Genomic DNA, 15,549 nt, shown 5'->3' with positions numbered 1-15,549 from the left:
CCTGAATTCTGACTCCTGAATTCTGACTCCTGAATTCTGACTCCTGAATTCTGACTCCTGAATTCTGACTCCTGAATTCTGACTCCTGAATTCTGGTTTAGGTAGATTTTATTATTTTCCAGACAAAGTGGTTTATCTGCTGTAACTTTGAGTTATAAACTTTTTCAATTCCAGCTTTTAAGAAGTCAGACGGCTCGAACAAGAACAAAAATATGTCAGTAAAGCCATTCGTAATCTCTGGTAACTGATTTTTCTCAACGATTTGAAATCGCACTTTTGGATCAACTAAGTAACCAAGTACTTGTATTGGTGGAAGTATGTTAGGTGTATCACTAATTACAAGTGGTTTATTTCCTTGACTAATAATCTGAGCAATTTTAGGATATTCTTGGTATTTTTCCGGGTATTTGTTCCACCAAATCTGGGCTTGAGAGTAGAGCATACAAGATATAACTCCGCCCATAATTAGCATGAATGTTACAAGTGACCAGAGCCTTTTTTGCCAAACTTTAGTAGAAATAGACGTCATCTTAGTGGTCAATAGGTAAGCAACAGCTAACTGTATACCTAAAACTGAAGGAAGTGTATATCGACTAGTAGCGTATCGCTTTTGAAAAACGAAATCCACTAACAGTAGGGGAAGCCCTACAGACCCAATCAAGGTTAAGACAAATAACCAAACTTCTTTAGAGGTTCTTCGACAAAGAACATAAATTGAATAGATCATTAGAGCTAAAATAATTAAAATAAAAGGAATTAAGGCAATCTTAAGTTTTCCTGGATCGCTAGAGTTAATACTTAAATCAAGAAACGTCCGGCTAAAGATACCAGTCCATCTTGCAGCTGAGGCAAATAATGTTTGTTTAACATTTGCCCAATCTACTGCTTGTGGCTGAGGATGGGTAATAATAATCCAAATCCAAGGTACAAAAGTTATAAACCCCGCAAGCCATGATAACAAGTAATAAATCGATGTTTTACTCAATCGGAACCGTTCGATTACAATTACATAAATTCCCTGTGCAAAAGCAACGAAGGTAAAAAATATATGAGTATAAAACCCTAGTGATAATGTTGCCGCATAAATGCACCAACTAACCTTTGTTTTAAGGCGCATGGCTCGCAGCAGTGCTATGCTTGATATTAAGATGGCTACTATCCATAAACTGTATGCTCGTGCTTCTTGTGCATACACGACATGAACAGGTGAAACCGCTACCAACGCGATCGCTATCCATCCTATTAGTGAAGACTCAAATAATTCTTGACATAGCCAATAAAGACAAGGAAAGGTAAGCAGACTAATAAATGCTGAAAAACTTCTTGTCACTGCGACAGAATTGCCAAACCATTCTACCCAAAACCGCGTCATCAAGATGTATAGCGGCAAAATCTGCGAGTCTTCTAAGATAATCCCTTTAATTGTATCAATTGTGTTTTTTTCAGGATTGGGATACTGATATTTTTGCAAATCTTCTATGCTGAACAAACGACCATTACTTAACTGCTCATTCATTTCTGACAGCATATAGCCAGATATGCGTAATGATGAGAAAACTTCATCACCCCAATAAATTTTTCTGTCAAGATTGACGAAGCGAAAAAATACACCTATTACTAATAAAATGATGATTAAAAAACGTAACCAAGATTTAGAAATAAGCCATCTCTGTGACAATTGCTTTTTCATGCAGCTTTTAATCTCCTCAAAGCGTTAATAAACGGTGGTAAAATTTTATGATTAATTATCGCTAGAATCGTTTTTTAGCAGACATTTTAGTTTCCATGCTACTTTAAGACGTATTGCCAGACACTACAACTATTTATTAAAAACTCTTGCCACAGTCCAAAAATTTGTCTCGTTCCCAGTGTCCGACTGGGAATCCCTATTAGGGGGCTACCGCCTCAAGATTAAAAAATTGTAGGTTGGGTGGAGGCTTTGCGTAACCCAACATCCTGATAATCAGTTGGGTTGCGCTCCGCTCCACCCAACCTACGTCTAACGCACTGTGCGCCTCCCAACGTATTTATATCATTATTAAAGTGAAACGCTATAAAATAGTCATGGCCAAGAGATCCATGCTGTTTTGTCACCTTCTCTACTTATTCTCCTCACTTTGTCTCTTCCAGTAATAGAATTAAGAACGAAGCCTTTGTAAAGCCTTCAACTATCAAAAGATAGAAGCTTTAGCAGCAGATTTGACAAAATGTAGAAAAACGAAAATCTATATTCAAAGTAGGCTTGTAGTATATAAAACGCTTGTAAGATTTTTATGACTTCCCGTATTCGCTTTTTAATGTGTCCCCCTGACCACTACGACGTGGACTATGTGATTAATCCCTGGATGGAAGGGAATATTCACAAATCATCGCGCGATCGCGCCGTCGAACAGTGGCAGGGATTACACCAGATCCTTAAACAACACGCCATTGTAGACTTAGTACCACCTGAAAAAGGCTGGCCTGATTTGGTTTTTACCGCCAACGCTGGCTTAGTACTGGGGGATAACGTCGTCCTCAGTCGCTTTTTACACAAAGAACGTCAGGGAGAGGAGCCTTTCTTCAAACAATGGTTTGAGGCAAATGGTTATACAGTCAATGAACTTCCCAAAGATTTACCCTTTGAGGGAGCAGGGGACGCACTGCTGGATCGGGAAGGACGCTGGTTATGGGCGGGATACGGTTTCCGCTCAGAATTAGATTCTCACCCTTATCTAGCTAAATGGCTGGATATTGAGGTGCTTTCCCTGCGACTCATAGATGAACGTTTCTATCACCTGGATACCTGCTTTTGTCCCCTAACAAATGGCTATTTACTGTACTATCCTGGTGCTTTTGATTCTTACTCCAACCGCTTAATTGAGATGCGAGTCGCAGCAGAAAAGCTCATTCCAATTGAAGAAGCCGATGCAGTTAACTTCGCTTGTAATACGGTGAATGTAGACAGCATCGTGATCATGAACAAGGCGAGTGATGCTTTGAAAACCCGCCTTGCAGATGCAGGTTTCCAAGTGCTGGAAACGCCACTTACGGAATTTCTCAAAGCTGGTGGCGCGGCTAAATGTTTAACTCTGCGGGTGACAGAACCAGTTAGAGATGAAATTCATGCCAATGTCTCGGTAGAAAGCCGGATCATTCGCATGGAAGGACACTTGCTAGACGCAGGCTTAATTAACCGCGCTTTGGATTTGATTATAGATGCCGGGGGAAGTTTCCAAGTCCTGAATTTCAACTTGGGAGAACAACGACAAAGTACTTCAGCCGCCGAAGTGAAGGTATCAGCACCATCCCATGAGGTGATGGAAGAAATCATCTCGATGTTGATTGATTTGGGTGCTGTAGATTTACCCCAAGATGAGCGAGATGCCAAACTAGAGCCAGTAATTCAAGATGGTGTTGCGCCTGATGATTTCTACGTCAGTACGATTTATCCCACCGAAGTCCGAATTAATGGTCAGTGGGTGAAGGTGGAAAATCAACGGATGGATGGCGCGATCGCTATTACTCAAACTCCCACTAGCTTAGTCGCTCGGTGTAAAATATTACGCGATTTAAAAGTTGGCGAACAGGTAATTGTAGATGTGTTAGGTATCCGCACCATCCGCAAAACGGAATCGCGGGAACTACGCAGCACCCAAGAATTTAGCTTTATGTCGGCGGGGGTTTCCAGCGAACGGCGCGTGGAATTGGTGGTTGAGCAAGTGGCTTGGGAATTGCGGAAAATCCGCGATGCTGGTGGTAAGGTTGTGGTGACAGCAGGGCCGGTAGTGATTCACACTGGTGGCGGCGAACACTTAGGGCAACTAATTCGGGAAGGATATGTACAGGCGTTGCTGGGTGGGAATGCGATCGCAGTTCACGACATCGAGCAAAATATCATGGGCACTTCTTTGGGTGTAGACATGAAGCGAGGTATCGCTGTCCGTGGTGGACACCGCCATCACCTCAAGGTAATTAATACTATCCGTGGTTATGGCAGCATTCCCAAAGCTGTGGAGGCGGGAGCGATTAAAAGTGGCGTGATGTATGAGTGTGTTCACAACAATATACCTTTTGTACTTGCGGGATCGATTCGGGATGACGGGCCTTTGCCTGATACTGAAATGGATTTGATTAAAGCACAGGAGGAATACGCCAAACACTTAGAAGGTACGGAGATGATTTTGATGCTGTCATCAATGCTGCACTCCATTGGGGTGGGGAATATGACTCCGGCGGGTGTAAAAATGGTATGTGTGGATATTAATCCAGCTGTGGTGACTAAGTTAAGCGATCGCGGTTCTGTAGAATCGGTGGGTGTGGTGACGGATGTCGGTTTGTTCCTTAGTTTGTTGATTCAGCAGTTGGATAAGTTGACAAGTCCCTATGTTAATAAGGTAGGTTAGGGAGACGAACCGCAGAGGCGCAGAGGGCGCAGAGAAAGGGAGATGACAAGAGTAGCTTTCAGTGAAGAGTTGCAGGTTAATTGGGTGAGTTTGATTGCTGATTTTATGTTGGCGGGGATGGTTTTTGGCCCGTCTATTGCTCCCTTTTTGGCTGCGTCTGGGGTGTCTTTGCTTGGGGGAATTGCGGACATCATTTATTTTATGGGTAATCATGTATGTCCGCAACCAACTATGGGGTTAGATTTGGCACCACCGTTTATTATGGCTGTTTGTATGCGGTGCTACGGCACTGTCACGGGTTTGCTGATTACTCGTCTGTTATATGGGGTAACTGGTGGTAAGGGGTTTTACTGGTTAAGTCAGTATGGCTGGAATGGTGCAGCGATCCCTACGGGGGCAAGCTACGCTAGTGTGCTGATGATGGCTTATCCTTTGGAATTGGCAGCACAGGTTTTTGGTTTGTGGAGTTTTAATAATTATCTGGTTACGCCTTTTGGATTGATTACGGGTTTGGCGTGGGGATTATTTACTATGCCTATTTTGCATGGGTGGCATGGTGCTAAAACTAGCTTGCATGAATTGTAGAAATGGTTTTCCGGCAGTTAGTAGAGACGTTGTAATGCAACATCTCTACACTTAGCAAATCTCCACAAAGAATCCTTAACTGAACAGTATTAATTTACAGGACTGAGGGTTAACTAACGGCTGATTTATCGAACAGAATTAAGGAGTCAGGAGTCAGAATACAAGAAAGGTATTCTGTATGACTGGCGGATGAATAACCTCTTTTTAGACCCCCACAAAATCTACGATTTGGTGGTGCAACAATTCAGTGGCGCGTCTGAATCCCCGACTGAAAGATTGCTGAATTCTGAATTCTGGATTCTGCATTCTTCTTCAAGTTTACGTTTTCGCCGTAAGCCTACACTTAAAGCTCCAACAGTTAATGCACCCAATGCAAAATTAGGTTCGGGAACACTGGTAATATAGGGTTTACTAAGCAACTGAGGTACACCCAAATCTTTTTTACCAAGGTTAGTAGCTTTGAAAACGTAGCTCTCCAGGTCGGGAGCCTCTACAATAGACTTATTTTCGTTTGTAATACCATTCCAAGCACCAAACTCAGTCAAAAGCAATTGGTAGCTAAATACGCCATCTGAATCTCCAATAAGTTGCAGAGGTGCTGAAAATTTCAGGACATTGCCATCGAGGGTATATGGTACTGAACCACGAATTTTACCCCAGCCTCCTGAATTTGGTTCCGATGCACCAACTGAAAAAACATCACGTATCCGAACGTCACCTTGAACGTAAATTTCTTCTCCGCGAATAATTGAGGAAAAGTTACTATAGATAGGGGATGCATTCAAAATAGGCAATTCCCCATTCGGATCAATAAAATATTGGAAAGAGCCGGAGCGCCGATTCAATTTATCAACTGTGAAAAAGTCCGGCATCTTATTAAAATTTATAGTGAATAACACTTCTTTGGCATCAGGATTTACCACGGCTGACTCTGATTCAACTAATAGTACTGCTTGCGCTATTTGCCCTGTGCCCAAGGCAATTAAAGCTGCTCCAAAAATAGACACTGTAAAATTTTGTGCGTATGTCATAAAAATTACTTTACTAACCGTAGTATGACATCAAGATAATACAGCTATTAACATATTAATTAAAAGTTATCAGAGTAATTTCACTGCAAATTTATGATAACTTTACATAATTTTTAACAAATATCGTACTAATTCAGGATATACGATCGCATTTGTATCCAAAGTTGAAAAACTTTCATGCGATGTCTACGACGGGCGTAGCTGCGGCACCATTGGACTAGTAGCGTTGGTCAAACTCAAAGTCACTAATTAGCGATCGCTAGTATCTACAGTACTAGCGATCGTCATGTTTGCTATCGCTGTGGTCTTATACTGCCTGTACCTACCTCCACCTTCCGTGATCCTTCAACAATCTGGTAAAGTTTGTCTTCTAATTTTTGCATACATGCTGACCAATCAAATTCGAGTATGGAAGGGCGAGCGTGCCGAGTCATATCTGCTTTCAAATCGGGATTTTCCAGAATCGCAATTACCCTTTGGGCGAAATCTGTGGGATTGTTGGGTTGGGCAAGAAAGCCGTTACGACCAGGAAATACCTGTTCTGAGGTTGAGGGTGCAACAACAGCAACTACAGGGGTTCCAGACGCTAATGCCTCGTTATTTGTAGTGCAGAAGTTCTCGGTAACGGAGGGGTTGACAAAAACATCCGCTCTGGCAAACCAACCTAAAAGTTGTGTACCGTGAGACTCACCCCAAACGGTAATACCCGATCCAAACTTTTTAGCACGCTGACGGATTTCTTCATCTAGAGGGCCACTACCAACAATCACCAGATGAACATCAGGGATTTTGGCAGCTATGACTGGAAAAATATCAAGCAGTTGATTGACATTCTTTTCGGGAGTAATGCGTCCGACAAATAAAAGAGTCGGTCGGTTGTCATTAGGAATCGGGTCGTAACAAATGTTTCGCGGATGAAATTTTTCGCAATCGATGCCTTGATAAGCGACGTATTCGGCGCGTTGGCATTTCAGTTCTTCGTATTTAGTGAGTTGTTCTTTAGAAGAGAAGTAATTAAAGTCATAAAACTCACTAAATTGCTTAACCAAAACGGGAATGATCGGACGAACCAAGCTGAAGAACTGATCGCCAAAATAATATTTGATATACGCAACGATATCTGTATGAAAGAGTGATATTATTGGCGTGCCTGTTCGTTTGGCGTATTCAGTACCGATGGGGCGACCATAACCTTGCAAGAAAAATGAGTATAAACCTCTCATTTGCGCCGCTTCTTCAACAATTATAATATCGGGTTTGAATTTCTCCAATAATTTGGTATCACTCCAATGTCGATAGTGCAATGGTTGAGGAAGAGACTTGTAGAATAGCAGTGGTTGTGTGGGGAATGCGTAAGCAGAGAAATTGGGGAAAGACTGAATTTCATCTAAACCTGGCATGGGGCGATCGCCAACATTTTTGGGGTAGCGATCGTTGATTTGCGGATGGATTAGAAAAACCTCATGTCCCTGCTCTAGCAACCAACGAACCCGTTGGTGTACTGCAACGGAAACTCCAGTTAAGAAAGGAGCGTACAATCCTGTAAACAGTGCAATGCGAAGTTTTTGCTTAGTCATAGAAAAGGGGAATATTTCACGAAAATGCTGGTTTTGAATTTAGGATTTACGCAGCAAATGTTTCATGAACATCCTGATTCTTTGGCTCAGAAATTCCCACTAATATCATGTCTGGGTAATTAAGCATAATACCCGGAACCCCACCCCGCCAAAGCTGCGCTTTAGCTCCCCTCCCCGCCTGCGGGGAGGGGTTGGGGGTGGGGTTATTATGGGTAATTTAGCGGACATGATATAATACAGTTAGAGTCAGGATTTACGCATTGTCAAATAGCCGAAATTGTCGATTATGAAGTGGATGTTTATAAACCTTGCTTAGAAACTATCAAAACATCCAAAATACTAAGTCAAAATTCCCCTTAATATATTTCTCTAAACCCTTGCCATTCATCCAAATACATTCTGGTAATCAACAAGCCAAAGCGTGTATTCTGACAAGAGTTATAGCTAATATAGTTCTACTAAATATAAGATAATATAATTTGAAGACTAGGGAATGTTTAGTGTAATAACTTTCATGCCCTAGTTGATATTTAACGATTCAGTTCAAAGAGAAACCTTGCCATCAATAGGCTGATCCAACCATTGATAAGGGCGATATTCAACTAGCCGGATATTCCAGGGACTTTGAACCCGATAGCTGACACCGCGCCAAGTAACTGTTGAAATCCACAGTGACGATAGTATTGCTAACCCATAAACCCACTGTGTCAGAGGAATCCCAATTAACATTTTGATAATTGTAGCAGCTGATAATTTGGCGATCGCCTGGTCATTAGAGCGAACCACTCGCTGTATCTCTAATTCCAACACCAGCATTATCAAGAGTAATGCTACAGTATAGACTCCATAGCAACCTAACAAAAGAGTCGCAGCTTGCCATTTTGCCTCTAACAACCACTCTAGAATTAACATGACGACTAAAGTCGGAAACAAAATGCTAGAAACAGCTTCACTAACTAAAGCTAACCAACGTGGGTGATATAGTCGAGAATACAGCATTAGACGCTTGAGATAGTCTATTAAGTTGAATAAATCAGTCTCTTCACGATTTACTATCAACAGCGAAGGCACAAACTTTACCTGCAACCCATGTTTTTTGAGAATGTTGTGCATCATAAAATCTTCGCCTAAAGCTTGTCCCCACTTATCTAGTAGTTCTGTTTGGCGAAGCACTTCTGTTTTCACAGCCAAAGATCCACCCCAAGGAATCTGGAAGATAAACATTTGCACTACTGTGGATACATTGCCGATGTAGCGCACTAAAGATCCCCAATACTTACCTGTAGGTACGTACCAACGATTACCTGTTGTTGCCCCCACTTTAGCATCGTTTAAAGGACTGACTAATTCTCGCAGCCAATTCACATGAACTATAGTATCAGCATCTACTAAAGCAACCACCTTGTAAGAATCGTCCAACTCGCGGACAGCTTGCACTAAAGAACTGCATTTGAGACTACAATTGTTGCGTACTATTCTCAAAGGGCTGATTTGAACGTTTGTAGCTTCTTGCTCTGTGATGGTTTCACTAGCAATTTTCCAAGCGGGATCTTCGTGACTATCAACGATCAACTTTAAATCATACTGTGGATAGTTCTGATTTAGGAGCGATCGCAAACATCTAGGCAAAAAAGGATCGGCTCCGCGTAGACAAAGAATCACTGCGGTTTTGGGCAACTGATCATCTGGTAATAAGTTTTTTTTAGATGAGCGCAGATACCATATAAAGACAAGCGTAAAACACACCTGAATAACCAACCAACCCATCAAAGACTTAGAGAGAAATATCGCCAAATCTTCCATTAAATTTTTAATCTCCGGTAGAATCTCGGCTTGTTTATATGTAGGTCTGATCTAAACCGTAATTCTGAAGAATTGGGCATGGGGCAATTCAATTTTAGATTGACGATTTTGGATTAAATTTCAATTCTTTAATCCAAAATCTAAAATCTAAAATTCTCACTCCCTTTACGAATCCAGCGAATATTTGATGATAATATTGACCGTTGTATTTTTGTTTACAACAAAACTGGCATCACGAAATTTTGGTGTACCTGTTTGTATGGACACAGTTGGATTTTTGGAAATCCCAAAACCTTCTTTGGGAATACCGAAAAAGTCTTTATTGAGTTTGCGATCGCCATTCTGATCATCAACTACGGCAACAGCATAGGTTCCAGGCTTCAAACCGAAAAATTCTTTTGTTACAGAACTTCCAGTAATCTTAGCGCAGCCACTTTGATCTTCGCTATTACCACTCATCGGAAATCCTCGTTCACTTGGGTAAACTCGGAAGCAAATCTCACCTTTTTTGTGGTGTATTCCATTTACCACAACAGTCAGTTTTGCAGTCGGCTCGGCATTCACTGTTTTAGCAAAGCTGACGCTCACTAAAGTAGCAAGCAAAATACGACATACTTGAGATAGTTTCAACATAGTTTTGTACTCAGAATAGGTGATTTTAGGGCTGAAAAAAAGGGAGCATCTTAGTTTTGCAAATATACCAGATGAGAAACAAGATTCTTGCTCCCTCTCCTTACTAAGGAGAGGGTTGGGGTGAGGTTTTACAAGGCTTTTTACGCAAGTGAGATGCTCCCTGATAAAAGCGGCGATCGTTGCAGATGTTGGCGGTGCGATCGCTAGCTTTTATTTCTTTCTGAAGTAATTCGTTCAAAGTGTAACTTGCTGTTCTTGAATTGATGCAGGCTGCCAACTTTTCCAAAGTACTTGCAGCACTCTTAGCAAATCTTTCAGCAAAAGATATTCTGTCCCTTTTAACTGCTGATGTAAACTTCTATGACAACACAGGCGCTCAGACAAACTCAGGGGACTACGCCATATAGAGAGTACATATTCCCAGATTATTCTCCAATGTGGCAATAAAATTTGTCCTTTCTTTGCTGAATCAAACCACACTGAATATGCGTAGAAATCAGGCAGCATACTCAATGAGTGTTGTTTACTATTGTTAGCAAACAACAGATAATTAGGGAAATACATACTCATTGATTGTTGCGGATGACTTCTGGCGAAAAACAGGTATTCAGGAATTTCATAAAACCTACCAAGAATACCAAGTCTTAACAAGAGAATTCCATCTGCATTACCGTAACCACCCATAGGCGGTATCATTCTCAGGACACTGGCGCGAATTACTCCATAACATTGATAACATAAATGTTTGGTCAGCAATTCGTGAAAACGCTCGTGTGGTTTTAGTGCATCTGCCTTGAGTTTGATATCGTAATTTTGGAGAAAATTCCCCTGTTCATCAATGAAATATGTCTGGGAGTGACACAAGATTATGGTAGGATCTTGGTCAAGCACCTCAACACACTTGCTGATAAAATCTGGAGCATGTAGATCATCATAGGCTGCCCACTTAAAGTACTCACCTGAAGACAATTCAAAGACGCGATTGAAGTTACGAGCGCAACCGATATTATTCTCATTGCGGTAGTAACAGATACGTTGGTCTTGCTCGGCATAAGCTCTACAAATTTCTTCAGTTTTATCTGTAGATGCATTATCTGAAATAATTAGCTCAAAATCTTCAAAGGTCTGAGCCAAAAGTGAATCTATGGCTTCTTTGATAAATTTTTCACCATTATATACAGGTAATCCGATGCTCAATCGTGGCTGATTGCTACTCATACAAAACAAGTATTCAGAAAATCTGGGGATTATTTTATGCTTAATTGCAGATAATTGTTAGGCAGATGAACGGAATAATTCAGAAGCAAAAAAATTGTAGGTTGGGTGGAGGCTTTGCGTAACCCAACATCCTGATATATATATGTTGGGTTGCGCTCCGCTCCACCCAACCTACATCTACGTCTAATGCGCTATTTTAGCCTAGACACTCCACTACTACGTGCATTTCAAAAATCAAATACTAGTCCTATATTCTAATTGGTAAAACTCCCCACTCCCCACTCCCAAAGGACTATTTAATCAATTTTTGGATATCTGTTTTTTGCAGCCATTCATGTGTTCGCTGCATTCCTGATTCTAGGTCAATTGTTGGTTTATAATTTAACAGACTTTCTGCTTTGACAATAGAACAAGCATAGGGACGAGTCATAAAATCTATGGACTCTGGTAAAATATCAACTTTTTGTCGAAAAAGTTTTTGTCCTTGAACACGTAGCTTTAGAAACAACTTGATTTCATCTTTAGATAATGAAAGGGGTGCTGATAAACCTTCCATTGCTGCTAAACGCATAAAATACTCTTTCCATGAAGTTTCTTGTCCGTCGGTGATATTAAATATTTCACCGTAGGTTTCTTTTTCAATCGCTAGAAAGATGCCATCAATCAGGTTATCTATATATACATGATTGATTACTCCTTTACCATCGTTGGCACAGGCAAATAATTTTTGACGCATCATCAGAATTGGTCTGACTATCCAGGGAATACTTCCTGGCCCGTAAACATCTCCGGCTCGAATAACGATGATGCCAAAATCTGGCGGATTATTTAGTTCTAAGAGTGCTGTTTCAGCTTCTATTTTCGTTTGACAGTAGGGATTATTTTCGCCAGAGAGTGGGCCGGATTCTGTAACATTATTAGGATAGTTGAAACCGTAAACCATTACACTAGAAAGATGCACAAATGTTTTTACACCAGCCTGTTTAGCGGCTTTAGCCATGTTGACAGTACCACCAACATTGACATCACGAAAATGGTTAATTGCGCCAGCTTCTTCGGCAATTTGATCTGTATGTAAAACTATGTCTACACCCTGACAAGCCTTTTGAGCAATAGTAGCATCGGTGATACCACCAATAATTACCTCAACACCTAAATTCTGTAATTGTTTGTTCTGTTCTGTAGAACTTTGTAGTCCACGAACCTTCATTCCTTGCGCTATGGCTAACTCGGCTGTACGCAAACCGACAAGTTCATTAATCCCGGTAATTAGGATGGTTTTGTTTTTGAGGTTCATAAAGTCGGAATTATACCAATTTTGGATTTTAGATTTTGGATTTTGGATTTTGGATTAAAACAAAAGCCTAGTAGACTGTGGCGGAAGTTTGCCTATGTTTAACAAGGGGCTTAACTTGTCTTAGAAAATATCTCCCGGATCTGCGGAGCGGAGTTTATTAATAGCAAGCGCTCCTGATGTTATACACATTAATACTGTTGAGGTTAAGACAATCAGGGCATTATTAGTGGTCATAACTATTGGTAATTTAGTTGATTCTGCTGCAAAACTATATAACAACACAGAAGTAATAAATCCTGGGATATAAGCTAAAATTGCCAAAATTAAAGCTTGCTGAAATACCACATTCAATAAATATCTATTGGCATAACCGATGGCTTTTAAAGTGGCGTAAGCAACGAACTGTGTAGCAATATTGCTGTAAAGAATTTGATAAACAATAACTACACCAACAACCGCAGCCATTGTCAACATCAAGTTAAGTATAAAACCAATGGGTGTTCTGACTGCCCAATATTGTTTCTCAAAATCAATGAAGCCTTGACGTGTAAAAACTTGGACATCATTAGGCAAACTTGCTTGTAAATTTTTCAGTACTGTTTCTGCATTAGCACCAGGTTTGAGGGAAATCAAACCGATATCGATCATATCTGCCGGACGAGTATTGGGATTTATCCTCAAGAAAGTTGAGTCACTAACAAGTAAATTTCCGTCTACCCCAAAGGAAGGCCCTAAGGTGAATAAGCCACCAATTCTGACTCTATAACCAATTAATGAATTGAAGGGAAATATTTCAATTGTTTGTGCAGTCTCTCCCGCATTAAATTTTTCAGCTATTGGGCCAAACTCTGGGCGAGAACCCCGATCAAAAAGCACGACATCGGGAATTTTCAGTTTATCTAAATTTTTCTCAACTTCTGGGATGTTCATCACAGGTCTACCTGGATCGAAACCAATCACATATATTGAATATTTCTCACTAGTTGCCGGATTTTTCAGTTTGGCAAATTGCAAATACATGGGGCTAACTGACTCTACGCCATCAAACCCCAATGCTTGATATAAACGAGTGCGCGAAAAGCTTTGATTGGAGGTCAAAGATTTATATTGCGAACTAACTAAAAATAAATCTCCCTTGAGATTCTGATGTACTGCGGTCGCACTTGAATAGAGGGCATCTTGAAAACCAAGTTGCACAAACATTAGCAGCACAATAAAACCAATCCCGGCTACAGCTACTAGTAAACGGACTTTTTGCTGGGCTAGCTGTAGCCATGCTAAAGGAATTTTGAAAATCATGGATTTATTTGTCATTTGTCATTTGTCATTTGTCATTTGTCATTTGTAAATGACCAATGATTAAATATGAATGGCAACATCAACCTGTAAGTTAGTTAAACGAGCCACCCGCTTACTATCTGCGGGATTATCGATATAGATTTTTACCTCAACTATTCTGCGGTCTGTATCTGAACCGGGGTTGAGGCTGAAGATGTTTTGCTTGTCAACTTGCCAACCAATCTCTTTCACAGTTCCCTGCAATCTTCCAGTAAATGCAGTGCTGCTAATAGTGGCTTTTTGTCCTACACGCACTTTTTGAACATCGGTTTGATACACCTCTGCAATCACATACATTTGAGATGTTTTACCTATTTCAGCAAATCCTTTGTTGGTGCTGATGACTTCTCCGGTTTTGGCGTGAATTTTCAAAATTTTGCCATCTATGGGAGATTTGATGTAACTTAAATCTAAGTCGGCTTTTGCTTGTTGAACAGAAGTTGTTGCACTGTTGACTTCGGTTTGTGCTACTTGAACATCTACACTACGCACTTCGCTAATACTCTTAAGTTGCGCTTGTGCTTGCTTGCGTTGTTCTTGGAATGTGTCTTGAGTCCGCTTGAGAGTGGCTTGGGCTTCTGTTAGTTGCTGTTGGGTAGTTTTTAGTTGCAAAGCTTTGGTATCTGCTATGGAAGCCGCGATCGCACCTTGTTTGTATAATTGCTGATAGCGATCGTTTTCAGCTTGAGCATTGTCTACTTCTGCCTGGATGCGGGCGATTGTCGCCTGTTGGGTAGCAACGTCTCCTTTATATTGTGGCTCTAAACGTGCGATCGCAGCCTTTTGAGCATCGACATCTCCGGTTTTAGCTCCAGATTTCACCTGCGCTAGTTTAGCTTTGGCAACTTGCAGCTGGTCTAAAGCCTGTTGCAATGCGGTTTTAGAACGACCATAATTTTCTAGATAGGCCAATAATTGCCCTGCTTTAACCGCATCTCCTTCTTTCACCAACAGTCTGTCTACTCGCACCCCATTATTGGAAGTGGGAGCAGTCAAAGTAGTAACTTCGCCTTCTGGCTCCAAACGTCCCAAGGCAGTCACAGCAACTTTCGCAGGCGTGGCAGCTTTTGGAGGATTCGCTGGCTGAACTTTCGGTTTAGACGAAAACGGTGCCAAACTATAGAAAGCGATTAATCCAGCCGCTAAAGTCAGAGAAGCTGCTAAAATTAGTTGCGATCGGCCTACGGGTTTTGTAAATAATCGGCTTTCTTTATTTGCTGCCATATTTTCATTCCAATTCTGCTTTTTTAGAGGATAGCCTGGTTATATTTAGTCGATTAGAATAGACTCATCCGCAAATTACCAAGAGGGCTTTTCCTCTAGGGTTTCTACCTTAATCAAGTGGATGCGTCTAAATTGGTTTTATATGAATTGTTGTACGCTTTTGCCGCCCAAACTCGCTCTTGTGGCGTGAAAATTAATGGTGGTGTTACTTCAAAGCTTCCTAAGTTATATCCTAATTTGATATCTAATCCCGTAGCGTAAAATACAATAGCGCTAACCAGAAATCTTAACTCTCAAAAACAACGAAGCGCTAATAAAAATGAACTCAAAATTTGGATAAACTTGTCATTCAGTATGACGGATAAATTGCATTTTGTCAACCAATTGAATTCGCATAAGTCCTGATTCTCTCACTGAAATATTTCATCACAGTCAGATGAGAGACTGAAGAATTTACT

The 15,549-nt window shown here is 40.9% G+C and carries 12 protein-coding genes; 2 read left to right on the top strand and 10 right to left on the bottom strand.

Going from position 1 to position 15,549, the window contains the following annotated elements; genetic code table 11:
• Window positions 1–97 precede the first annotated feature (97 nt).
• A complete protein-coding gene (locus V7K27_RS14410; protein ID WP_334948234.1) occupies window positions 98–1,690 on the bottom strand; it encodes a glycosyltransferase family 39 protein in 1,593 nt (530 codons plus the stop codon).
• 583 nt (window positions 1,691–2,273) lie between these two features.
• Here V7K27_RS14410 and argZ point away from each other — a divergent pair.
• Together argZ and V7K27_RS14400 are read left to right on the top strand one after the other, a co-directional pair.
• On the top strand, window positions 2,274–4,385 hold the full coding sequence (argZ, locus tag V7K27_RS14405) for a bifunctional arginine dihydrolase/ornithine cyclodeaminase (RefSeq protein ID WP_334948232.1): 2,112 nt from the start codon (window positions 2,274–2,276) through the stop codon (window positions 4,383–4,385).
• A 42-nt stretch (window positions 4,386–4,427) separates the two neighbouring features.
• Window positions 4,428–4,970 (top strand): DUF2085 domain-containing protein, encoded by a 543-nt coding sequence (locus tag V7K27_RS14400; RefSeq protein WP_334948230.1) that lies wholly within the window; start codon window positions 4,428–4,430, stop codon window positions 4,968–4,970.
• Between the two features lie 221 nt (window positions 4,971–5,191).
• On the opposite strand, the gene V7K27_RS14395 is transcribed toward V7K27_RS14400, so the two are convergent.
• The 9 genes from V7K27_RS14395 to V7K27_RS14355 form a co-directional block, all read right to left on the bottom strand.
• Window positions 5,192–6,001, bottom strand: coding sequence for a hypothetical protein (locus V7K27_RS14395; RefSeq protein WP_334948228.1), 810 nt, complete (start codon window positions 5,999–6,001; stop codon window positions 5,192–5,194).
• A 293-nt stretch (window positions 6,002–6,294) separates the two neighbouring features.
• Entirely contained in the window at window positions 6,295–7,578 is a 1,284-nt protein-coding gene (locus V7K27_RS14390) for a glycosyltransferase (RefSeq protein WP_334948226.1), read from the bottom strand.
• Window positions 7,579–8,121: 543 nt separating this feature from the next.
• On the bottom strand, window positions 8,122–9,381 hold the full coding sequence (locus tag V7K27_RS14385) for a glycosyltransferase (RefSeq protein ID WP_334948224.1): 1,260 nt from the start codon (window positions 9,379–9,381) through the stop codon (window positions 8,122–8,124).
• Between the two features lie 165 nt (window positions 9,382–9,546).
• On the bottom strand, window positions 9,547–10,014 hold the full coding sequence (locus V7K27_RS14380) for a DUF2141 domain-containing protein (protein ID WP_334948222.1): 468 nt from the start codon (window positions 10,012–10,014) through the stop codon (window positions 9,547–9,549).
• A 103-nt stretch (window positions 10,015–10,117) separates the two neighbouring features.
• Complete coding sequence (locus V7K27_RS14375; protein ID WP_334948220.1) at window positions 10,118–10,252, bottom strand: hypothetical protein; 135 nt, start codon at window positions 10,250–10,252, stop codon at window positions 10,118–10,120.
• Window positions 10,249–11,232: a glycosyltransferase family 2 protein gene (locus tag V7K27_RS14370; protein ID WP_334948218.1), complete on the bottom strand. Its 984-nt coding sequence runs from the start codon at window positions 11,230–11,232 to the stop codon at window positions 10,249–10,251. Before V7K27_RS14370 ends, V7K27_RS14375 begins: the two co-directional genes overlap by 4 nt.
• A gap of 292 nt (window positions 11,233–11,524) precedes the next feature.
• On the bottom strand, window positions 11,525–12,529 hold the full coding sequence (locus V7K27_RS14365; protein ID WP_334948216.1) for an NAD-dependent epimerase/dehydratase family protein: 1,005 nt from the start codon (window positions 12,527–12,529) through the stop codon (window positions 11,525–11,527).
• A gap of 120 nt (window positions 12,530–12,649) precedes the next feature.
• Window positions 12,650–13,828: an ABC transporter permease DevC gene (gene devC, locus V7K27_RS14360; RefSeq protein ID WP_334948237.1), complete on the bottom strand. Its 1,179-nt coding sequence runs from the start codon at window positions 13,826–13,828 to the stop codon at window positions 12,650–12,652.
• A 60-nt stretch (window positions 13,829–13,888) separates the two neighbouring features.
• Window positions 13,889–15,091, bottom strand: coding sequence for an ABC exporter membrane fusion protein (locus tag V7K27_RS14355; protein WP_334948214.1), 1,203 nt, complete (start codon window positions 15,089–15,091; stop codon window positions 13,889–13,891).
• Between the last annotated feature and the right edge of the window lie 458 nt (window positions 15,092–15,549).

Origin of the sequence: Nostoc sp. (assembly GCF_036919575.1) — a bacterium.
Classification (GTDB): domain Bacteria; phylum Cyanobacteriota; class Cyanobacteriia; order Cyanobacteriales; family Nostocaceae; genus Nostoc.
This window is presented reverse-complemented; position numbering and strand designations above follow the sequence as displayed.

What these genes read in the sequence shown, in the direction of transcription:
- V7K27_RS14385 (WP_334948224.1), bottom strand. Translation starts at nt 9,381, where the DNA reads ATGGAAGATTTGGCGATATTTCTCTCTAAGTCTTTGATGGGTTGGTTG.
- V7K27_RS14395 (WP_334948228.1), bottom strand. Translation starts at nt 6,001, where the DNA reads ATGACATACGCACAAAATTTTACAGTGTCTATTTTTGGAGCAGCTTTA.
- V7K27_RS14355 (WP_334948214.1), bottom strand. Translation starts at nt 15,091, where the DNA reads ATGGCAGCAAATAAAGAAAGCCGATTATTTACAAAACCCGTAGGCCGA.
- V7K27_RS14390 (WP_334948226.1), bottom strand. Translation starts at nt 7,578, where the DNA reads ATGACTAAGCAAAAACTTCGCATTGCACTGTTTACAGGATTGTACGCT.
- V7K27_RS14380 (WP_334948222.1), bottom strand. Translation starts at nt 10,014, where the DNA reads ATGTTGAAACTATCTCAAGTATGTCGTATTTTGCTTGCTACTTTAGTG.
- V7K27_RS14365 (WP_334948216.1), bottom strand. Translation starts at nt 12,529, where the DNA reads ATGAACCTCAAAAACAAAACCATCCTAATTACCGGGATTAATGAACTT.
- V7K27_RS14370 (WP_334948218.1), bottom strand. Translation starts at nt 11,232, where the DNA reads ATGAGTAGCAATCAGCCACGATTGAGCATCGGATTACCTGTATATAAT.
- V7K27_RS14410 (WP_334948234.1), bottom strand. Translation starts at nt 1,690, where the DNA reads ATGAAAAAGCAATTGTCACAGAGATGGCTTATTTCTAAATCTTGGTTA.
- V7K27_RS14400 (WP_334948230.1), top strand. Translation starts at nt 4,428, where the DNA reads ATGACAAGAGTAGCTTTCAGTGAAGAGTTGCAGGTTAATTGGGTGAGT.
- devC (WP_334948237.1), bottom strand. Translation starts at nt 13,828, where the DNA reads ATGATTTTCAAAATTCCTTTAGCATGGCTACAGCTAGCCCAGCAAAAA.
- argZ (WP_334948232.1), top strand. Translation starts at nt 2,274, where the DNA reads ATGACTTCCCGTATTCGCTTTTTAATGTGTCCCCCTGACCACTACGAC.